Below are 20,050 nucleotides of genomic sequence, written 5' to 3' on the forward strand. Positions count from 1 at the left end.
TGACCCGTTCGAGCACCCGGCGTGGGTGCGAGCGGGCACGTCACCACTCGCAAGCCGCTGTGCGGCGCGGCGCCGGGCTACCGTTCGAAGATCAGCACCAGTGCCGTCGTGAAGGGGAGCGGGATGGCCGGCATCACCCCGGAGGTGGCCGAGCGGGTGTACGCCGCGACGATCTCCGGGTACGGCACCGGCGCACCGGCTGCGGTGCGGGGCGCGCTCGGGATCGGCGAAACGCGGTTCGGCGGTGGCGTGGCGCTGGCCGTGCGTGCCGATCCGTCGCGGTGCTGGAGCCTCGCCGCGGGTTTCGGCTTCACCGAACCCGTCACGGCCGGGCTCGTCGGGCGGATCACGGACTTCTACCGGGCTGCGGGCGTAACCTCGGCGACGCTGCAGCTCGCGCCCTCGGTCTTGCCCGCCGACTGGCCCGCGCTCGCCGAGGCCGCGGGTCGCGTCCGGCAGCCGCCGTGGGTCAAGATCGGTGCTGCCGCCGAGGAAGTGGCCGCCCCGCGGCCGGCGACGGACCTCGTGATCCGCCGGATCCTCGGTGATGAACTCGGCCGGTGGGCCGACGTGGTGCTGGCGGGTTCGGGACTGCCCGCCGGGCTGCAGGGCATGATCACGGGCGCGATGGTGCGGCCGGGTGTGGCCGCGTACGCGGCCTTCGACGGCACCGAACTCGTCGCGACCGGCGGGCTGCGCGTGCACGAGGACGTGGCCCACTTCTTCAGCGGGGCCACGTTGCCGCACGCGCGCCGGCGGGGTGCGCAGAGCGCGTTGCTGGCCGAGCGGGCCCGGGCGGCGGTCGCCGCGGGCTGTCGCCTGCTCGTCGGCGAGACGACCGGGGAAGGTCCGGGAGAGCACAATTCTTCGCTGCGCAACGTGCTGCGTGCCGGCTTCGGGAAGCTCTACGAAGTGCAGAATTGGCTGTGGCGGCCCGGTTACCTGGGAGTGCGTACTTCTGGATCTCCCGCGCGGTCCTTAGGCTGAGGGCATGCACGTGGAGATCTGGAGCGACGTCGTCTGCCCGTGGTGCTACCTCGGGAAAGCCCGGTTCGACAAGGCGCTCACCGGGTTTGAGCACCGCGACGAGGTGCAGGTCACGTTCCGCTCGTTCGAGCTGGACCCGGCGCGCAGCGGCGTGGAGCCGGTGCAGCGGATGCTGGCGGCGAAAGTCGGCCCGCAAGCCGCGGCGATGGAGGAGCGGGTGGCCGGTCTCGTTCGCGCCGAAGGCCTCGGCTACCGCCTCGACCGTGAGGTCGGCAACACCTTCGACGCCCACCGGCTGCTGCACCTGGCCCGCGAGCGCGGGCTCGAGCACGAACTGGTGGAGAAGCTCTTCGAAGCGAACTTCGCCGAAGCGCGTCCGCTGTTCACGGGGGACACGCTGCTGGGTGTCGCCGTCGAAGCCGGGCTGGACCGGGACGAAGCGAGCCGGGTGCTCGCCGACGCCGGTGCCTACGCGTACGCGGTCCGCGCCGAAGAGCAGGACGCGGCCCGGCTCGGTGCGACGGGCGTGCCGTTCTTCGTGCTGGACCGCCGGTTCGGGATCGCGGGCGGCCAGTCCGTCGAGGTGTTCAGCCAGGCGCTGGCGCAGGCGTGGCAGGCCCGCGCCGCCTGAGGCGCTCCACTGTGGATGGTCTGGCGGGGAGGGTCAGCCCGACCAGCCGCTGAGCCGGTTCAGCAACCGTTCCAGCACCTCGGGATCGGCGGCCACCGGCTCACCCGACACCGGCTCGTCCACGAGCGTGCGGCGGTCCTGCCGGCGCGGCAGGCGGACCTGGCCCGCCGACAGCCCGGTCGGCAGCGGCATTTCGCACCACGTGACGCGGCCCCGGCGGGTCGGCTCGACGCCGATGCGCTCGCCGGGCGCGGTGCGCGGCGGATCGGGCGCGATGAGATCGTCTTCGATCTCGATCACGAGCACCTCACCGCGGATCTGCAGCCGCACGGTGAGGAACGCCGGTGCGCTCTTCGGGCTCTGGTCGACGATGTCGCCGACCAGCCGGGACGTGGTGGCGGTGACCTGGTCCAGCATGGACAGAAGGGACCAGTCCGTCAGGATCAGCCGGACGAACAGCTCGGTGCACGGAACCGCACTGGGCTGAGCCACCAATCGGAGATCGTCCACCTGGGTGGTGCGTGCGCTCAAGCCTCACCTTCCTCGTCGGCCTCGCTGCTGCCCGCTGGTGCGGGACCGGTTGGGGCATCATGCCATCGACCTCCCGCCGGTTCGCGGCGGGAGGTCGAAGTGCGTGTCCGGACGGTCACCGGTCCGGATTCGCCCGGTGATCATCCCAGGTCACGGCGTCGAGCCGGCGGTGGAAAAGTCCGGGCAGCGGGCGGGTGCGTCGTGATCCCGGGCTCGAGCCGGTCTCCCGGTCGCCGTGAACTGATCAGGACTTTTCGCCCAGGTCCCAGTAGAGGCCGGTCATGATCGCGACGGCTTCGCGGGTCAGGGGCGCGAGCACGTGTTCGTCGGGCGCGTGCTGCGCGCACGCCGGATAGGAGTGGGGCAGCCAGATCGTCGGCACGCCGAGCACTTCGGCGAACGCGTCGTTGGGGATCGTGCCGCCCAGGTTCGGCAGCAGCACGGGCTCGGCGCCGGTGGTGCGCCCGACCGATTCGGCGGCCCAGCGCACCCACGGGTGGTCCGGATCGGTGCGCGTCGGCGGGCGGCTTTCGGTGACGGCAACCTCGACCACGCCGAAACCGTGCTCCGCCAAGTGGTTGCGCACCGCCGTCGCCAGCCCGGCGAGGTCCGTGCCGACGACCGACCGCAGCTGCAGCGTCGCCTGCGCGTGGCCCGGGATCGCGTTGACCGGGGACGCCGGGCTGCCGGCCAGGAACGCCAGCACCTCCACGGTGTTCCAGCCGAAGAGCCGTTCGGCCGGCGTGAGCCCCGGCTCGCCCCAGTCCTCGTCCACCGCCGGGTCGTCCGCGCCACCGCCGACCGGAACGGTCTTGAGCGCCGCGCGCACGGAGCCGGGGATCGCCGGCGGCCGCAGGCCCGGCACCAGGATCCGGCCCTGACCGTCCACAAGGGAGGTGATCGCGGCGGCGAGCGTGGTGGCCGCGTTGCGGAGCACGCCTCCCCAGTTGCCGGAGTGGTGGTCGCGCGGGCGCACGTCCACGGTCAGGGTGAACTGCGTCACGCCACGCGAACCGAGGTAGAGCGTCGGCCGGTCCGCCCGCACGCGCGGGCCGTCGGAGGCGATCAGCACGTCGGCGCGCAGCTCGTCGCGTAGCTGGGCGCAGGCCTCGACGAGGCCGGGGGAGCCGCGTTCCTCGCCGGTCTCGATCAGCACGGCGAGGTTGAAGCCCAGCCGTCCGCGGCCGCGCAGGACCTCGCGCAGCGCGAACAGGTTGACCGTGTGCTGGCCCTTGTTGTCGGCCGACCCGCGGCCGTACCAGCGCTCGCCCTCGGCGGTGAGCGTCCACGGGTCCAGACCCGCCCGCCACCGCGGCGCCTCGCCGTTGACGACGTCGCCGTGCCCGTAGAGCAGCACTGTCGGCCGGTCGCCGGCCTCGTGGCGCGTGGCGAGCAGCAGCGGGCACTCGGGGGCCACGGAGTTCTCGACCACGCGCGTCGTGCAGCCCAGTTCCGCGAGCGCCGGGGTCAGCTCGTCGGTGAGGTAGGCGCGCAGGTGCGGCCGGCCCTGCTCGAGGTGGCTCTCCGTCGGGTACGCGACGCGGCGGGCGAGCTCGGCGAAGAGCTCACCGGAGTCGAACCGCTGCAGTGCCTGGTCGATCGTGTCAGCGCGGGGCATGGAGCACCTTCCAGGTGGACGACGGGGCGAGGTCCGTTCTAGCACCCGGACCACCTCGGGATTGGACTCAACCTTTCGGCGGTCCCGCTCGTCTGACCGGTCATGCACGCGCGCGAGGACCCGCATGGCCCGAGGTGACCCCGAATTCGCCGAGTTCGTCCGGGCCAGCTCGCCCCGGCTGCTGCACGCCGCCTACCTGCTGTCCGGCGACCGGCACCAGGCCGAGGACGACGTGCAGACCGCGCTCGTGCGCACGTACACGTCGTGGCCGCGGATCCGCAGGCAGGACCCGTTCGCCTACGCGCGCAAGGTGCTGGCCAACCACGTGATCGACCGCTGGCGCCGCCCGTACCGCGAAGACGCCACCGAGGACGTGCCCGAGCGCGCGGTCGAGCGCGACTTCACCGACGGCGTGGCGGACCAGGAATGGCTCCTGCGCGCGCTCGCGGTGCTGACCCCGCGCGAGCGCGCGATCGTGGTGCTGCGGCACTTCTGGGACCTGTCCGAAGCCGACGTGGCGGCCGAGCTGAAGGTGTCGCTGGGCACGGTGAAGAGCACGAATTCGCGGGCACTGGCGAAGATGCGCGTGTCGGTGGCCGACCGGCGACCCTGCGCGGCGGGGCAGGCGTCGTGACCGACCTGGACGACCTGCGCGGGGTGCTGGCCGAGCCGGTGCCGGTCGAGTTCGCACCCGTCGACGTCGCCACGGTCATGCGCCGCGGCGGTCGCAACCGCCGGCTGCGCCGCCTCGGCGCCGCGGCGGCCACCGTGGTCGCGCTGGTCGGGGTCGTGGCGGGCGCCCAGTTGCTGCGCGCGCCGGCCGCGCCGCCGGTGACGACGCTCAGCGTCGCCGCCTCCGTGCCCGAGGCCCGTGCGGCGGTGCCGATCGGCCCGGTCGTGGGCACGAAGGTGCTCGAGACGGAGGGCGAGGTCGTGCTGTTCTTCGAGAGCGCGCCCGCCGAACCCGGTGCGTCGCCGTACCAGCTCGTGCTCGGCCACCGCACCGGCAGCGGTGTCGTCGCGGACCTCGCGGCCGGCCCGCGCGCCGCATCGGACGGCTTCCACGCGCTCACCGCCGGCCGCCCCGGCCGCGACGTCCCGCTCTACGGCTACTACTCCGGCACCGCCGCCCGCATCACCGCCGAGGTCGGCGGCCTGATGGTCGGCGCCGAGACGCGGCGGGTCGAGGAGCTGTCGGTCACGGTGTTCTGGTTCCCCCGCAAGGACGTCCGGCTCCTGGGCGGCGAGTCGAGCTACCCGATGAACGCCTACGACGCGGCGGGGGACCGGCTGCCCGGCTGAGCTCAGTTCGCCGTGCGCGCCGCTTCCCAGGCGGGGCTCGCGCTGAAGTAGGTGTCGTAGATCTCCTGCACTTCGAGCAGGCTTTCCGGCGCCGCCTTGCCGTAGGCGATGCGTTCGAGGTGGCGGAAGTACTCGAAGCGCTCGACGCCCGGGGCGATGACGATGAGGATATCGGCGTTCTCGCCCGGTGCGGCGGCGAAGGCGTGCGCCACGTTGGGCGGCACGACGACCAGGTCACCGCGGGAGGCGGTGACGACCTGCTCGCCCGAGAGCAGCTGGGCGGTGCCGTCGAGCAGGTAGAACAGCTCGGCGGAGCCGGAGTGGTGGTGCGGGGCCGCGCCGTTCGCGCCATCCTTGAGCTCGACCTGGATCGTGGACAGGGCACCACCGGTGGCGCTGCTGTCGGCCAGCAGCCGGACGGTGGTGGGCGCGCGGCCGATGACCTCGGCGTCGCCGGAGCGGACGTGGACGGTGTCGTCGAAGCTGGGGATGACGATGGACATGCGAAGCCCCCGGTGAAGTCCCTCGTGGTGCCCGGCGACGCCAGGCCTCGCGGCGAACGTACCACGCCCGGCGACGCGTTCGGCGCGGTGAATTTCCCCAGTGCGCCAACGGTTTTCCGTGAGTCCGGCACGGCACTGGCGAACAGGAGGGGTGCCTCCGTACAGTGGTAGCGGAGGTATCCCTCCGCTTACTAGGGAGGCTGGACATGTCTGCGCACCGGGCCATCGAAAACCTGATCTTCACCTATGCCGCGCACGTGGATTCCGGCGATTTCGCCGGAGTCGGGGAGCTGTTCGCGCACGGGACGTTCGCGGGCGCCACCCCGGCGACCGGGCGCGCCGCCGTCGAACGCTGCTTCCGCGACACGCTGGTCGTCTACCCCGACGGCACCCCGCGCACGCGGCACCTGACCACCAACGTCCGCATCGACGTCGACGAAACCGCCGGCACGGCCACGGCGCACAGCTACTGGACCGCCCTGCAGGCCACCCCCGGGCTGCCGCTGCAGCCCATCGCGTCGGGCCACTACGACGACCGGTTCGAACGCAGTGCCGGCGTTTGGCGGTTCGCCGAGCGCCGCCCACACGTCGCGCTCGCGGGCGACCTGAGCCACCACCTCAAGGCCGCGTGAGGGCCGACGCGCGCCGCAACCGGGACCGGCTCGTCGCCGAAGCCCGGGCGGCGTTCCTCGCCCACGGCACGGGTGCGTCGCTCGAGGAGGTCGCGCGCCGCGCCGGAGTCGGCATCGGCACCCTCTACCGGCACTTCCCGTGCCGCGAAGACCTGCTCGACGCCGTGTTCCAGGGCGAGGTCGACGCGCTGCTCACCCTCGGCCGCGAACTCGGCACCGCCGACGACCCGTTCGCGGCCCTCGTCACCTGGCTGCGCGCCGTTCTCGAACGCCACCGCGCGTGGCAGGCCATCGCCGCGGCCACGGGGGAGGACCGTCCTCATGCGACACTCGCGGCGTCGCGCGCGCCGGTCGAGCGAGCGGGGAAGACCTTGCTGGGCCGCGCCCAGCGCGCGGGCACCGCCCGGCGCGCAGCGACCGTCGACGACCTGATGCGCCTCGCCGGCGCGATCGGCCGGACCGCCGACGAATCCCCGGAGGACCCGGACCTCGCCGACCGGCTGCTGCACCTCGTGGTGGAAGGGCTGCGCATCCGGCCCGGCGCGTGAGGTGCGGGCCGCTACGCCGGCTCGTCGCGGCGAGCCGTGCTGAACCGGCGCTGGTAGGCCGCCGGGCTGATGGCCAGTTTGCGCGAGAACACCCGGCGCATGCTCTCGTAGCTGGGGAAACCCGCGAGGGTCGCCGCTTGCGTCGCGGTGTGGCCCTGGTCGAGCAGGGCCCGGGCGAGGTCGAAGCGGATGTTCTCGACGTAGCGGGCCGGGGTGGTGTGCAGTTCGTCGTGGAAGAGGCGGGTGAGGTGGCGAGTGCTCATGTTGAGGTGCTTCGCGAGCTCGCCCAGAGAGTGGTTGCCCTGCGGGTTGGCCGTCACGAGGTCGGTGATCTTCCGCAGGGCCGGCGTGTGCGGGGCGGGGCCTTGCAGGGGCGCGGAGAACTGCGACTGGCCGCCCGACCGCTGGAGGTAGACGACGAGGGACCGCGCGACCCGGCGGGTCAGGTCCGGGCCGTGGTCCTCTTCGACGAGCGCGAGGGCCAGGTCGATGCCGGCGGTCACGCCCGCCGAGGTGTAGGTGTTGCCGTCGCGGACGTAGATGGCGTCGGGGTCGACGCGGCACGTCGGGCAGCGGGCGGCGAGCTCGTGGGTGACCTTCCAGTGCGTGGTCGCGCGCTTGCCGTCGAGGAGTCCGGCGGCGGCGAGGATGAACGCGCCCGTGCAGATCGACGCGACGCGGCCCGCGCCGGCGGCCGGCACCCGCGCGGCTTCCGCCAGGTACCGCGGCACGCGCACGCGCGGGTGGCGGTCGGAGCCGGGCACCAGGTACGTGTCCGCCGCGGTCTCGTCGGCGACGGCACCGTCCACGGCGATCTTGAACCCGAGGTTCGACGTGACGTCCTCGCCCGTGGGCGACACCAGCACGATGCGGTAGTCGGCACCGAACCGGTTGGCCTCTTTGAACACCTCCGCCGGGCCGGCCACATCCAGCAGCGTCACTCCGTCGTAGACGAAGATCGCGACGCGGTGCGGGGCTGGCGACGAGGGCACAGGCCATTGGTAGCACGCGCCTGTCCGCGGCGGCGGGGAACGTCCCGATTCGGGTGGTTCCTGGCCGGACCGCGGCGGCGCCGGACCCGGGTGCGGAGCCAGCATCGGAGCCGTACGAACAGTCCGGCACTTCGAATCGAAAGCGCAGAAGCCATGGCAGAGTTCATCGCGGGTGTGGAAATTCCGGAGACGGCGGCGGTCGCCGAAGCGTCCCGGCTCGTCCGGGAGACGACCAGCCCGCTCATCTACCACCACTCGCGTCGCGTGTTCCTGTTCAGTGAGCTGCACGCGCAGCGGCTCGGTGTGCAGCCGGATGCCGAGTTGCTCTACCTGGCCGCGATGTTCCACGACACCGGCCTGTCGAAGGCGTTTTCCGAGGCGGAGCAGCGGTTCGAGGTCGACGGGGCGGATCACGGCCGGAAGTTCCTGCTCGAGCACGGGTTTTCGGCGGCGGACGCGGAGACGGTGTGGACGGCGATCGCGCTGCACACCACGCCGGGGATCCCGGCCCGGATGGGGCCGGAGGTGGCCACGACGCACTTCGGGGTGCTGACCGACGTGCTCGGGTTCGGGCTGGACACGCTGGACCCGCAGCAGGTCGAGGAGGTCCTCGCCGCGCACCCGCGGGGTGATTTCAAGAACGAGTTCCTGCAGGCGTTCGTCGACGGGCTCAAGCACCGCCCCGAGACCACCTACGGAACCGTGAACTCCGACGTCCTGGAACACTTCATCCCCGATTTCCAGCGCGTGACCACGGTTGAGCGCATCCGCGGTTCGGCCTGGGCGAGCTGAGTGCCGCCGGGCGGCCTCGGGGTACTCGCACGCCGAAGCCGCCCGGGACTGCCGCAGGCGTTCAGCTCTTCGGGCATTCGTCGAACGAGGGAAGCGGGTACTTCGGGTCGTAGTAGCCCGGGGCGTCGTAGCGGGGGCCCATGAGCGCAGGTGGGTTCGCGTAGCCGGGCGCGAGGTAGCCGTGCTCGGCGGCAGCACAGCCGACCGAGGAAAAGGCGGTCCGGCCGCCGTCGACCCGGAGCCCCCGGCTGCTGCCGGTGAACGTCGGGCCGTTGCGGAGCACGTACGTCTCGTCCACGCGCAGGAAGCTGTCGATCTGGGCCGGGCTCGTCAGGTCGGCGGGGTGCGGGTCGTCGAAGGCGCAGGCGATCACGTACCTCGCGTCGACGGCGAGTTCGCCCGCCTTGCCGCCGGGGCGCGCGGTGGGGGTGCCGAAGGTGCGGGGGCCCGCGTCGAGCAGGTGGTACCCGTCGGCGATCTCGGTGACGAAACCGGCGGTGCTCTTCGTGGGGTTCGCCGAGAACAGCTTGGTGAGCTGAGCGCGCTGGTCCGGGGCGAACAGCGTCACGTACGCCTTCGGGTCGTGACCGGTCAGCACGTCGGGGTCGAGCCGAGCCCTGATGATCGCGCTCCTGACCTGCAGGTAGGCGTGCGCTACGGCCTCAGGGCCGAACGGCCCGGTGGTGGCCGGCTCGGGCGAGGTGATGCCGTCGATGTACTTGGTCCACGTGTCGGCGGGCGTGTTCGCGAACGGGCGGGCCAGATCGACCTGCGCGTACACCGGCACCGACGTGGGATCGGGCGCGGCGACGGGTTTCGCGGGCTCGCCCCCGGTCAGGACGATCGCCGTGGCCGTGACGCCGAGGACCAGCACGACCGCGGCGACCACCCACCGGCGGCTGCCGCGCCGCGGTGGGGGGAACCGCTTGCGGCCGTCGTCGCGGTCTCTCCTGGCCCCTCGCCGGGCGCCGGCCTCCGCCTGCCTGCGCCACCGCGGGTCCACGAGGTCCGGGTGGGACTCGAGCAGGTCTTCGTCGTCCACGTGCGTTCTCCCCACAGTCGTCGCCTGATCATCGACGGGGGAGGGCGGTGTTACGCGAATCCGCGGCTAATCGCGCTTGCGCTTGCGCCGCAACGCTTCCCGGGTCCGGCGGCCGAGGAACAGCACCGGCACCGACAACGCCGTGCCCGCACCCAGCGGGAGCCCCCGTTGCCACGCCGGCGCGCCGAGCGCGACCGGGGTGGCCGAATCCTGCGCGTCGTAGTCGCTCACGCCGCCCCAGCGCGACGGCGGGAGGACGATGAAGCGCGCCTTGCCGATGACGTCGTCGACCGGGACGGTGCCGGGGACGCCGCCCCCGCCCTGGCAGCGGGAGTCGCACGAATCGTTGCGGTTGTCGCCCATCACCCAGAGGCTGCCCTGCGGCACGGTGACCGGCGCGAAGGAGTTCTGGACCGGGTTGTTCGGGTCGGTCCAGTGCAGGTAGGGCTCGTCGAGCGCCTTGCCGTCGACGATCACGCGGCCCTGGGGATCGCAGCACTGCACCGTCTGCCCGCCGACGGCGATCACGCGTTTGACGAAGTCCTGCTCGTCCGGCGGGGCGAAGCCGACGAGCGAACCGATCTCGCGGAACGCCTTCGCGAAGAAGTTGGTCGGCTCCTGCGGCGCGATCTCGTGCTCCGTCCACGGCCCGGGCCCGCGGAACACGATCACGTCACCCGGCGACGGGTCTTTGAAGTCGTAGGTGATCCGGTCGACGACCACCCGGTCACCGAAGCACCCGGTGCAGCCGTGCAACGTGGTCTCCATCGATTCCGACGGGATCATGAAGACCTTCGCCACGAACTGCTGGATCAGGATCGTGAGCACCAGGGCGATCACGAGCAGGATCGGCAGCTCCTGCCAGAACGGGCGCTTCTTGCGTTGCCTGCGTCCGCGACCGTCCGAACCGGACGACTCGCCCGCACCGCCCTCATCAGGACGTTCGGGGTCACTTTCGGCGGATCCGCGGGTGATGGGGTCGACCACCGCGCCAGGCTACAGACTCCACGCGCACCGCCGCCGCAGCGCCACTGCTCACGATCGGGGAGTTCGTTCCGGTGACCGGGAACACGCGGGATTCGCGCCGCCGCGCGGTGATCTCTCCCCGAACGCACGCGTTGTGGAGACCCGGCCGCTGAAGTGCGGGAACCGGATCCCCGACCGGCTGCACGGCGCCCGCTCGGCGTGAAGCGCGCGTAACGAATCGGCCGTCGGACGGGCTCGGCGCGGCCGCCTCAGGCCGCGGGGCGCCGAGCCGCGTTCCGGCTGGTCCATTCGGCCCCGTGGTTGCCCGAGGTCCCCGGAGTGGTCGTGGGCCCGTTGTCCGAAAAGGACGGTTCAGTGCCCGAACGCCTCCGCCAGCCACCACGAGCCCCCGTCGTCGGCGAGCTTCGCGTCGAGGACCAGGGGAGTGTCGCGAGCGCCGTCGAGCCACTTCGTGACCGGGGCCAGGTCCTCGACGCTGCGGACGGTGACGCCGGTGCAGCCGAAACCGCGGGCGATCGCGGCGATGTCGGTGTCCGGGAAGCGCACGGCGTCGAGGTCGGCGTCGCCGAAGTGGTGGACTTCGGCGCCGTACGCGGCGTCGTTGTACACGATCACCACGAGCGGGAGCGCGAGCCGCACGGCGGTCTCCAGTTCCGAGATCGCCATGTGGAAGCCGCCGTCGCCGCAGCCGAGGACGGGCAGGCGGTTCGGCCGGGCCAGCGCGGCGCCGATCGCCGTGCCCAGCCCGAGGCCGACGCACTGGTAGGCCTGCGTGAAGCAGAACCCGTTCTCGTCCGGCACCGACAGGTAAGCGCTCGGGTACCCCATGAAGTTGCCGGAGTCGATCGACACCACGCGCTGCCGCGGCAGCAGCTCGTCGAGCCGGGCGCTGAGCGTGCGCGCGTCGATGCGGCCGCCGCCGGAGCGGTCGTCGTGGGGGACGTCGTTCCACCGCACCTGCGCCGCCAGCCGCGCGGCGAGCTCCGGGCCGCGGTAGCCCTCGGCCCGGTGACCGCGTTCCTCCAGCAGTTCCAGCACGTCGACGGCGGTCGCGGCGACGTCGCCGACCACGCCGAGGCGCACCGGCCGGTGCGCGCCCAGCGCGGCTTCCTCGCGGTCGACCTGCACGAGCCGGGCCTGCGGGCCGATCAGCTTGCCGTGGCGCGTGGTCCACATGTTCAGCGCACAGCCCCAGCCCACGACCAGGTCGGCGTCCGCGATCAGCTCCGCGGTCAGCGGCGACGAGAACCCGCCGCTGATCCCGAGCGACCACGGATCGTCGTGGAAGAGCCCGTTGGCCACGGCCGACGTCGCGAGCAGCGCTCCGGTGACATCGGCCAGCGCCCGCAACGGCGTGGCCTGGCCCCGCGCGCCGCGCCCGGCGATGAACACTGGCCGCCGCGCCTGGGTGAGCAGCCCCGCCAGCTCGTCGGCCACCGCGGTCTCCGGCCGGATCGGCGCGGGGCCGGCGATGTCGGGCACCGCGCCGGGGGCCGGCGCGTCCTGCGCCTGCACGTCGAGCGGCAGGCTCAGCACCACTGTCCGGTTCTCCTGGCGGGCGGTGCGGAACGCCCGGACCGTGTCGGCGAACGCCGTTTCGGCCGAGTGGACGCGGGCGGCCGTCGCGCCCACCGCCGTGCCGAGGGCGTCCTGGTCGATCCGGAAGTTCGACAGCACGGCCGCGGCCGCCGTGTCCGCGGTGACGACGATCATCGGCGTGCGGCTCTTCGCGGCTTCGGTGATCCCGGTGATCGCGTTGGTCAGCCCGCAGCCCTGGTGCAGGCTGAGCACGGAGACCTGCCCGCTCATCCGCGCGTGCGCGTCGGCCATGCTCGCCGCGCCGCCTTCGTGGCGCGTGGCGACGAACCGGACACCCGCGGCGCGCAGCGCGTTGGTCACGTCGAAGTTGCCGCTGCCGACCACGCCGAACGCCATGCCGACGCCGAGATCGGCGAGGGTGCGCCCGACCAGCTCCGCGACCTTCACGCGCCACGCTCGACGAGCGCGTACACCCGGGCCGGGCTGCCCGAGCCGCCGATGATCGGCAGCGGGCTGATCACGAGCACCGCTCCGGTCGCGGGCAGGCTCGCGAGGTTCTGCAGCTGCGTCAGGCCGAACTTGCCCGCGCCCAGCAACAGTTCGTGGCACGGGAACGCCGGGTCGAGCCCGGGCGCCTGACCGGCGTCGGTGCCGACGGTTTCGACGCCCAGCCCGGCGATCGGTGTCTCCTCGGCCAGCCACCGCGCGCACTCGGGCGAGATGCCGGGGGTGTGCGAACCGGATTCGTCGGCGTTGAGGAACTCGTCCTGATCAGCGGAATGCACGTCCCAGCCACTTCGGTAGAGCAGCCAGGCGCCGGCCGGCAGCGCGCCGTGCCCGGACTCCCACTCGCGCACGTCGTCGATCGAGAGCAGGAAGTCGGGGTTGCCCTTGGCCTTCGCGGACGCGTCGAGCACGACGGCGGGCGCGATCAGCGTGCGCAGCGGTGCTTGCGAAACGTCCAGACCGTCCTTTCCGGACACCCAGTGCACCGGCGCGTCGAAGTGGGTGCCGGTGTGCTCCCCGGTGTGGATGTCGTTCCAGTACCAGCGCGGGCCGCGCTCGTCGTAGCGGCTGATCTCCTCGAGCCGGAACGGGATCGTGTTCGCGAACGGCGCGGGCAGTTGCAGGATCGGGGTGGTGGAGCTCAGCGGTGCGGTGAGGTCGACGACCTCGATGCCACCCCCGGTGATCGCCGCGTTCAGATCGGCCAGCAACGACATGCGTCCTCCAGTGCTCGTCCGGTCAGCCTGGGGGAGACCCTATGCCCCGCAAGGGGTTCCGGGGAACCGCTCAGCCGGCGCGCAGCCCGTAGAACCCGGCGATGTGCCTCGTGACCTCCGCGGCGGCGCGGTCCGGGTCGCCGGTTTCGATCGCGTCGAGGATCCACGTGTGCTCGTCCGCGAGCTGCCGCGCGGTCGCGGGCCAGTCGGCCGTGCGCGCGTAACCGGCGGTCATCTCGTCGCCCACGGCGTCGCCGAGCGAGGCCAGCAGCACGGCGGCGAGGTCGTTGCTGGCCGCGCGGGCGAGGCCGAGGTGGAAGGCGGAGTCCAACTCGCGGAACTGACCGCGCGTGACGCCGGGGCGGCCCATCTCCCCGGTGATCTCCCGCAGCGGCGTGAGGTCGTCCGGAAGGGCCGAGCGCGCGGCGCGGGTGGCCGACGAGCGTTCCAGCTCGATCCGGATCGACATCAGGTCGCCGGTCCCGAACCGGGACAGCGACAGGTGCAGGCGCAGCAGCTTGTGCAGCGCATCGGCGGGCGCTTCCGCGACGACCGCGGCCGCGGTGGCGTCGGCCGCCGGTTCGAGCACGCCCGCGGCTTCGAGAGCGCGGACACCTTCGCGCAGGCGGCCGGAGCCGACGCCCAGCGCCCGGGCCAGCTCACGTTCGGCGGGCAGCGGATCGCCCGCGCGCAGGTGGGCGGTGAGGATCCAGTCCTGGATCCCCGCCAGCACCTGGCCCGGTGACCCGAGGTACCGCACGTTGTCCGGTTGGCCCATCGAACGGACCGCCTCCTCGACCCCACTGTCGATGACATTGCTCGCCGCCGGCGGCGCGTCCGCGCTCTGCCGGCCCGATCCTGGGCAGCCTAAGACAGTCGTGGTCAGACCACAATGTGGACTGCTACGGATGGGGCACGGGAGGGTGCTCCGGCAGGTCCAGCTCGTCGGCCACCGGTGCGAAGAACGCCTCGACGGCCGGGTCGTCGACCTCGGCGAGCGTGCCCGGCCGCCAGCGCGGCGCGCGGTCCTTGTCGAGGATCGCGGCGCGGATGCCTTCGGCCAGATCGGGGTGGCGCAGGAACCGGCTGCACAGCCGGTAGTCCTGGCGCAGGCACTGCTCGATCGCCGTCATCTCGCGCGCCGCGCGGACCGCCCGCAAGGTGACCTTCAACGCCGTGGGCGCGGCGGCGGTGAGCGCGGCGACGGTCTCGTGCGGCCCGGGTTCGTCCATGGCTTCGAGGCGGTACAGCACGTCCTCGACGGTCGGCGCGTCGCCGTACGCGCGGTCGATCCAGCACCGCGCCGCCGCCAGGGGAGCGGGGCCGGGATCTTCGGCGTACTTCGCGACCGTGGCCGGGATCGGCGCGCCGGCCGCGAGGTCGCCGACGAGCGCGGGCAACCGGTCCGAGAGCACGTGGTGGTCGGCGAGTCCACAGTGGAGCGCGTCCGCGGCGCGGGCTCGCCCGGCCGTGAGCGCGAGGTGCAGGCCGAGCTCTCCGGGGGCCCGCCCGAGCAGGAACGCTCCGCCGACGTCCGGGGCCAGCCCGATCGCGACCTCCGGCATCGCCAGCACGGAGCGTTCGGTGACCACCCGCACGGGCGCGTGACCGCCGATGCCGAGCCCGCCGCCCATGGTGATGCCGTCCATGAGCGCGACGACCGGCTTCGGGTAGCGGGCGAGCCGCGCGTCGAGGCGGTACTCCTCGCGCCAGAGCGTCAGCGCGACCGCCGGGTCGCCGACCGCCGACGAGTGGACGACGCCGATGTCCCCGCCGGCGCAGAACGCGCGCTCGCCCGCGCCGTCGAGCACGACGGCGGTCACGGCCGGGTCGTCCTCCCACGCGTCGAGCGCGGCGAGCAGCGCTCGGATCATGGGCAGGTCCAGCGCGTTGAGCGCGTCCGGCCGGTTCACGGTCAGCCGGCCGATCGTGCCCTGCACCCGGGCCAGGACGGTCGTCACGCCGGTCAAGTCAGCCACCGCATCCGCCTTTCGCGCAGCCGGGTGGTGCGCGCTCCAGGGTTGCACATCATGGCCCACCACTTCTATGGTCAGACCACATCAAAGGTCGACCGGCGGAGCGGAGAGTGGACACGGTGGGTGACAGCGGAGGTGAACCGATCCGGGTGATGCTGGCCAAGATCGGGCTCGACGGGCACGACCGGGGCGTGAAGGTCGTCGCGCGGACCCTGCGCGACGCGGGCATGGAGGTGATCTACACCGGCCTGCACCGCAGCCCCGAGCAGGTGCTGGAAGCGGCGGTGCAGGAGGACGTCGACGTGCTCGGCGTCAGCCTGCTCTCCGGCGCGCACATGCCGATCTTCACCCGCATCTTCGAGCTGATCGACGCGATGCCCGACCGGCCGCGGTTCGCGATCGTCGCGGGTGGCGTGATGCCCGACGAGGACGAGGAAGCGCTCAAGAAGATGGGCGTGGCCGAGGTGCTCGGCCAGGACACCACCCCGGAGACGATCGTCGACCGCGTCCGCGAGCTGGCCGTCGTGGCGGGTGAGGCCTGATGGACCCGGTGAACGCAGCGAGCCCCATGGAGCAGTGGAGCTGGCCGCCGCGCTACGACGAGACCTACCGCCCGCCTTCGGGCCAGGCGCACTGGTTCCCGCGCCGCGAGACCATGCCGGCCGGGGAACGGGACGAGGCGATCCTCGCCCGGATCCGCGAGGTCATGGCCTACGCGTGGGACCACGCGCCGTTCTACCGGCGCAAGTGGGAAGAGGCGGGCATCCACCCGTCGGCCATCCGCGATCTGTCGGACTTCGAGAAGGTTCCCGTGGTGCGCAAGGAAGAGCTGCGCGCCGACCAGGCCGCCCACGAACCGTTCGGCAGCTACCTCGCGGTGGAGCCGGGCGAGGTCAAGCACGTCAACGGCACGTCCGGCACCACCGGGCGGCCCACCGCGTTCGGCATCAGCGAGTGCGACTGGCGCAGCGTGGCCAACGCCCACGCCCGCGTGATGTGGGGAATGGGCATCCGCGAAACCGACACGGTGCTCGTCGCTTCGCCGCTGAGCCTCTACTGGGGTTCCTGGGGCGCCTACATCGGCGCGGAACGGCTCGGCGCCCGCGTGTTCCCGTTCGGCGCCGGCACGCCGGGGCAGACCGCGCGCACGGTGATGTGGATGAAGCAGATGGGCGTCACCGTCTTCTACGGCACCCCGTCCTACGCGCTGCACCTGGCCGAGGTCGCCGCCGACGAGGGCGTGGACCCCGCGGACCTGGGGCTGCGCAAGCTGTTCTTCTCCGGCGAGCCGGGCGCGAGCGTGCCGACGATCCGCGGCCGCATCGAGGAGGCCTTCGGCGCCGAGGTCTACGACTCGGGCAGCATGGCCGAGGTCAGCCCGTGGATGCACCTGGGCGCGGCCAACCACGAGCCCGGCGTGTTCGCGTGGCAGGACCTCGTCTACACCGAGGTGTGCGACCCGGTGGACCACCACCGCGTCGACTGGGGCCGCGAGGGCACCCCGGTCTACACCACGCTCGAACGCACGAGCCAGCCGATGATCCGGTTGCTGTCCAACGACCTCACGCGCTGGGAAGCCCCGTCGGCCGACCGCGGCCGCACCTACCCGTTCCTGCCGCAGGGCATTTACGGGCGCATCGACGACATGTTCACCGTGCGCGGCGAGAACGTGTACCCGAGCGCGATCGACGACGTCGTGATGGCCGCCGAGGGCTACGGCGGCGAGCACCGCATCGTGATCAGCCGCAAGTCCACGATGGACAGTCTCGCCGTGCAGGTCGAGCACCGCGGCGTCGCCGAGGCCGGCCTGGCCGGCTGGGCGAAGGCGATCGAGGAGAAGCTGCGCAAGGCACTGGGCGTCGGCGCGCACGTGGTGCCCGTGGACCACAAGACCTTCGACCGGACGGAGTTCAAGGCCCGGCGGGTGATCGACGACCGCGACCTGCTGCGCCGCCTCGGAAGTGGGTCGTGAAGACGCCGGCCGACGTGGTGCACCGCGTGCTCGCAGGGGAGCACGCGGCCATCGCGCGGATGCTCACGTTCGTGGAGCGGCGCACCGCCGGCGTCGACGAGGCGCTCGCCGAACTGCACGGCAAGGCGGGCAACGCCCACGTGCTCGGGCTCACGGGGCCGCCCGGCAGCGGCAAGAGCACGCTCGTCACGGCGCTGACCGAGTACTACCGCGAGCAGGGCCGCACCGTCGGTGTGCTGGCGGTGGACCCGTCCAGCGTGTTCAGCGGCGGCGCGATCCTCGGCGACCGGATCCGCATGACGGGCCTCGCGGGGGACGAGGGGGTGTTCATCCGCTCGATCGCCACCCGGGGCGCGCTCGGCGGGCTCTCGCGCGCCGCCCTGGACGCGATCACCGTGCTGGACGCCGCGGGCAAGGACGTGGTGGTGCTCGAAACCGTCGGTGTCGGGCAGGCCGAGGTGGACGTGATCAGCGCGGCCCAGACGGTGGCCGTCGTCAGCGTGCCCGGCATGGGTGACGACGTGCAGGCGATCAAGGCCGGGCTGCTGGAGATCGCCGACGTGCACGTGGTGAACAAGGCCGACCGCGACGGTGCCGCCAAGACCGTGGCCGAGCTGCGCGACATGCTCCGGCTCGCGCACCGCCGGCCGCACCAGTGGAACGTGCCGATCCAGCAGACCGTGGCGGCCACCGGGCACGGCGTGCCCGAGCTCGCCGGGCAGTTCGCCGCGCACCTCGAGTGGATGACCGAGCACGGCGAACGCGAGCGGCGGGCCCGGCGCACCAGCGCCACCCGCATCCGCTGGGTCGCCGAGCAGCTCGTGCTCGACGGCCTGCGCCCCGGCGTCCCCGCCTTCGACCGCGCGGTCGACGACGTCGCCGCGCGCCGCGAGGACCCGCTGTCCGCCGCCCGCCGCCTGGTGGGGCAAGCGGGCACCACGGCGGCTCCGGCCGGGACTTCGCCGACCGCTTCGACGACAGATGAGGAGGAACTGTGGTGAACGAGCACGACCCGGTCCCGGATGAACGAGCACTGACGACCGAGGCGCTCGTCGACGCGGTCGCGCGGGAACTCGCCGGCTGGGAGGGCGACGAGCTCGCCGGGTTCATCCGGCGCCAGCCCGAATCACGCGACGTCTACCGCTCGGGCAGCGGCATGGAGGTCGAGCGGGTCTACACGCCGGCCGACCTGCCGGCCGACTGGCACGACATCGGCCTGCCCGGCCGCTACCCCTACACGCGCGGGCCGTACCCGACGATGTACCGCGGCCGGAACTGGACGATGCGCCAGATCGCCGGGTTCGGGCAGGCGGAGGAGACGAACAAGCGCTTCCAGTACCTCATCGCGCAGGGCCAGACCGGCTTGTCGGTCGACTTCGACATGCCGACGCTGATGGGCCTCGACAGCGACGACCCGATGAGCCTCGGCGAAGTCGGGCGCGAGGGCGTCGCGATCGACACGCTGCCGGACATGGAGGCGCTGTTCGAGGGCATCGACCTCGAGACGATCAGCGTGTCGATGACGATCAACCCGTCGGCGTGGATCCTGCTCGCCATGTACGTGGCCGTCGCCGAAGAGCGCGGCTACGACCTGAACAAGCTCTCGGGGACGATCCAGAACGACATCCTCAAGGAGTACGTGGCGCAGAAGGAGTGGGTGTTCCCGGTCCGGCCGAGCATGCGGATCGTGCGCGACACCATCGTTTACTGCAGCGAGCGCATGGCGCGCTACAACCCGGTGAACATCTCCGGGTACCACATCAGCGAGGCCGGGGCGAACGCCTTGCAGGAGATCGCGTTCACGATGGCGATCACCAAGGCCTACGTCGAGGACGTCGTCGCGACCGGCGTCGACGTCGACCAGTTCGCCTCGCGGCTGTCGTTCTTCTTCGTCAGCCAGGCGGACCTGTTCGAGGAGGTCGCGAAGTTCCGCGCGGTGCGGCGGTTCTACGCGAAGATGATGAAGGAGACCTTCGGCGCCGAGAACCCGCAGTCGATGCGGCTGCGGTTCCACGCGCAGACGGCAGCGGCCACGCTCACGAAACCGCAGCCGCTCAACAACATCATCCGCACCGCGCTGCAGGCGCTCTCGGCCGTGCTCGGCGGCGCGCAGTCCTTGCACACCAACGGGCTCGACGAGGCGTACACGATCCCGAGCGAACAGGCGATGAAGGTCGCGCTGCGCACCCAGCAGATCATCGCCGACGAAACCGGCGTGACGAGCGTGATCGACCCGCTCGGCGGCTCGTACTACGTCGAGAACCTCACCGACCGCCTCGAGTCGGGGATCCACGGCTACTTCGCGAAGATCGAGGAGCTCGGCGGCGTCGTCGCGGCGATCGAGCAGGGGTTCTTCCAGCGCGAGATCTCCGACACCGCCTACGAGTTCGCGCGCCGCAAGGCGAGCGGCGACCGGCCCGTGATCGGCGTGAACAAGTACGTCGACGAGGGCCAGGGCGAGAAGATCGAAACGCACAAGCTCGACCCGGAATCCGAGGCCCGGCAGCTCGCACGGCTCAAGCAGGTGCGCGCCGACCGGGACCCCGACCGGGCGAAGGCGGCGATGGAGCAGCTGCTCGCCGTCGCGGCCGATCCGTCGGCCAACCTGATGCCGGCGACGGTCGAGGCCGTCAAGGCGCACCTTTCCATGGGAGAGATCACGGGCGCGCTGCGTGATGTCTTCGGGTCCTACACCGAAACCCCGGTGTTCTAGGCCCTTTGCGATTCCTCGAGTCCCCACCCCTCCTCTCAACGACGAGAGATCCCGGAGGTGAC

Annotated in this window: 21 protein-coding genes; 11 read left to right on the top strand and 10 right to left on the bottom strand. The window is 72.3% G+C overall.

Annotated elements, in window-relative coordinates; genetic code table 11:
• The first annotated feature begins 21 nt into the window (after positions 1 to 21).
• Positions 22 to 987 carry a hypothetical protein gene (locus ACIA77_RS04375; protein WP_395884359.1) on the top strand — a complete coding sequence of 322 codons (966 nt, stop codon included), beginning with the start codon at positions 22 to 24 and terminating at the stop codon, positions 985 to 987.
• A gap of 4 nt (positions 988 to 991) precedes the next feature.
• Positions 992 to 1,618: a DsbA family oxidoreductase gene (locus tag ACIA77_RS04380; protein ID WP_395884360.1), complete on the top strand. Its 627-nt coding sequence runs from the start codon at positions 992 to 994 to the stop codon at positions 1,616 to 1,618.
• A gap of 33 nt (positions 1,619 to 1,651) precedes the next feature.
• Here the strand turns inward: ACIA77_RS04380 and ACIA77_RS04385 are convergent, their stop codons facing one another.
• Positions 1,652 to 2,149, bottom strand: coding sequence for an ATP-binding protein (locus ACIA77_RS04385; protein ID WP_395884361.1), 498 nt, complete (start codon positions 2,147 to 2,149; stop codon positions 1,652 to 1,654).
• Between the two features lie 244 nt (positions 2,150 to 2,393).
• Positions 2,394 to 3,767 carry a M20 family metallopeptidase gene (locus ACIA77_RS04390; protein WP_395884362.1) on the bottom strand — a complete coding sequence of 458 codons (1,374 nt, stop codon included), beginning with the start codon at positions 3,765 to 3,767 and terminating at the stop codon, positions 2,394 to 2,396.
• A 124-nt stretch (positions 3,768 to 3,891) separates the two neighbouring features.
• Between ACIA77_RS04390 and ACIA77_RS04395 the strand changes: the two genes are divergently transcribed.
• Complete coding sequence (locus ACIA77_RS04395) at positions 3,892 to 4,401, top strand: SigE family RNA polymerase sigma factor (RefSeq protein WP_395884363.1); 510 nt, start codon at positions 3,892 to 3,894, stop codon at positions 4,399 to 4,401.
• Positions 4,398 to 5,069 (top strand): hypothetical protein, encoded by a 672-nt coding sequence (locus ACIA77_RS04400; RefSeq protein ID WP_395884364.1) that lies wholly within the window; start codon positions 4,398 to 4,400, stop codon positions 5,067 to 5,069. Before ACIA77_RS04395 ends, ACIA77_RS04400 begins: the two co-directional genes overlap by 4 nt.
• Positions 5,070 to 5,071: 2 nt before the next feature.
• On the opposite strand, the gene ACIA77_RS04405 is transcribed toward ACIA77_RS04400, so the two are convergent.
• The gene (locus ACIA77_RS04405; protein WP_395884365.1) at positions 5,072 to 5,572 is read right to left on the bottom strand and encodes a cupin domain-containing protein; all 501 of its coding nucleotides are present in this window, start codon (positions 5,570 to 5,572) and stop codon (positions 5,072 to 5,074) included.
• A 206-nt stretch (positions 5,573 to 5,778) separates the two neighbouring features.
• On the opposite strand from ACIA77_RS04405, the gene ACIA77_RS04410 reads away from it, so the two are divergent.
• Both ACIA77_RS04410 and ACIA77_RS04415 read left to right on the top strand, forming a co-directional pair.
• On the top strand, positions 5,779 to 6,204 hold the full coding sequence (locus ACIA77_RS04410) for a nuclear transport factor 2 family protein (protein ID WP_395884366.1): 426 nt from the start codon (positions 5,779 to 5,781) through the stop codon (positions 6,202 to 6,204).
• Positions 6,201 to 6,752 carry a TetR/AcrR family transcriptional regulator gene (locus tag ACIA77_RS04415; RefSeq protein WP_395884367.1) on the top strand — a complete coding sequence of 184 codons (552 nt, stop codon included), beginning with the start codon at positions 6,201 to 6,203 and terminating at the stop codon, positions 6,750 to 6,752. Before ACIA77_RS04410 ends, ACIA77_RS04415 begins: the two co-directional genes overlap by 4 nt.
• Before the next feature lie 11 nt (positions 6,753 to 6,763).
• Here ACIA77_RS04415 and ACIA77_RS04420 read toward each other — a convergent pair whose 3' ends face one another.
• Entirely contained in the window at positions 6,764 to 7,744 is a 981-nt protein-coding gene (locus ACIA77_RS04420; protein ID WP_395884368.1) for a GlxA family transcriptional regulator, read from the bottom strand.
• Positions 7,745 to 7,897: 153 nt separating this feature from the next.
• On the opposite strand from ACIA77_RS04420, the gene ACIA77_RS04425 reads away from it, so the two are divergent.
• Entirely contained in the window at positions 7,898 to 8,536 is a 639-nt protein-coding gene (locus ACIA77_RS04425; protein ID WP_395884369.1) for an HD domain-containing protein, read from the top strand.
• Positions 8,537 to 8,597: 61 nt separating this feature from the next.
• Here ACIA77_RS04425 and ACIA77_RS04430 read toward each other — a convergent pair whose 3' ends face one another.
• The 6 genes from ACIA77_RS04430 to ACIA77_RS04455 all read right to left on the bottom strand — a co-directional run bounded on the left by ACIA77_RS04430 (position 8,598) and on the right by ACIA77_RS04455 (position 15,306).
• Positions 8,598 to 9,578, bottom strand: coding sequence for a hypothetical protein (locus tag ACIA77_RS04430; protein ID WP_395884370.1), 981 nt, complete (start codon positions 9,576 to 9,578; stop codon positions 8,598 to 8,600).
• Positions 9,579 to 9,644: 66 nt separating this feature from the next.
• Entirely contained in the window at positions 9,645 to 10,565 is a 921-nt protein-coding gene (gene lepB, locus ACIA77_RS04435) for a signal peptidase I (RefSeq protein WP_395884371.1), read from the bottom strand.
• A 351-nt stretch (positions 10,566 to 10,916) separates the two neighbouring features.
• Positions 10,917 to 12,551: a thiamine pyrophosphate-binding protein gene (locus ACIA77_RS04440; RefSeq protein WP_395884372.1), complete on the bottom strand. Its 1,635-nt coding sequence runs from the start codon at positions 12,549 to 12,551 to the stop codon at positions 10,917 to 10,919.
• Positions 12,548 to 13,327 (bottom strand): cyclase family protein, encoded by a 780-nt coding sequence (locus ACIA77_RS04445; RefSeq protein ID WP_395884373.1) that lies wholly within the window; start codon positions 13,325 to 13,327, stop codon positions 12,548 to 12,550. Before ACIA77_RS04445 ends, ACIA77_RS04440 begins: the two co-directional genes overlap by 4 nt.
• A gap of 70 nt (positions 13,328 to 13,397) precedes the next feature.
• The gene (locus tag ACIA77_RS04450) at positions 13,398 to 14,105 is read right to left on the bottom strand and encodes a FadR/GntR family transcriptional regulator (protein ID WP_395884374.1); all 708 of its coding nucleotides are present in this window, start codon (positions 14,103 to 14,105) and stop codon (positions 13,398 to 13,400) included.
• 124 nt (positions 14,106 to 14,229) lie between these two features.
• Positions 14,230 to 15,306, bottom strand: a complete 1,077-nt coding sequence (locus ACIA77_RS04455) for an enoyl-CoA hydratase/isomerase family protein (protein WP_395884375.1) — start codon at positions 15,304 to 15,306, stop codon at positions 14,230 to 14,232.
• A 116-nt stretch (positions 15,307 to 15,422) separates the two neighbouring features.
• Here ACIA77_RS04455 and ACIA77_RS04460 point away from each other — a divergent pair, with 116 nt between their 5' ends.
• Genes ACIA77_RS04460 through ACIA77_RS04475 form a run of 4 tightly spaced genes read left to right on the top strand, consistent with a single transcriptional unit; the run spans position 15,423 to position 19,988 of the window.
• Entirely contained in the window at positions 15,423 to 15,845 is a 423-nt protein-coding gene (locus ACIA77_RS04460; protein ID WP_395884376.1) for a cobalamin B12-binding domain-containing protein, read from the top strand.
• Entirely contained in the window at positions 15,845 to 17,275 is a 1,431-nt protein-coding gene (locus tag ACIA77_RS04465; protein ID WP_395884377.1) for a phenylacetate--CoA ligase family protein, read from the top strand. The genes ACIA77_RS04460 and ACIA77_RS04465 overlap by 1 nt, the downstream gene beginning before the upstream one ends.
• Positions 17,272 to 18,276: a methylmalonyl Co-A mutase-associated GTPase MeaB gene (meaB, locus tag ACIA77_RS04470; RefSeq protein WP_395884378.1), complete on the top strand. Its 1,005-nt coding sequence runs from the start codon at positions 17,272 to 17,274 to the stop codon at positions 18,274 to 18,276. Before ACIA77_RS04465 ends, meaB begins: the two co-directional genes overlap by 4 nt.
• Positions 18,273 to 19,988 carry a methylmalonyl-CoA mutase family protein gene (locus ACIA77_RS04475; protein WP_395884379.1) on the top strand — a complete coding sequence of 572 codons (1,716 nt, stop codon included), beginning with the start codon at positions 18,273 to 18,275 and terminating at the stop codon, positions 19,986 to 19,988. The genes meaB and ACIA77_RS04475 overlap by 4 nt, the downstream gene beginning before the upstream one ends.
• Positions 19,989 to 20,050: the final 62 nt, after the last annotated feature.

The sequence above is a fragment of the Amycolatopsis sp. NPDC051903 genome (assembly GCF_044452505.1).
Taxonomy (GTDB): Bacteria; Actinomycetota; Actinomycetes; order Mycobacteriales; family Pseudonocardiaceae; genus Amycolatopsis.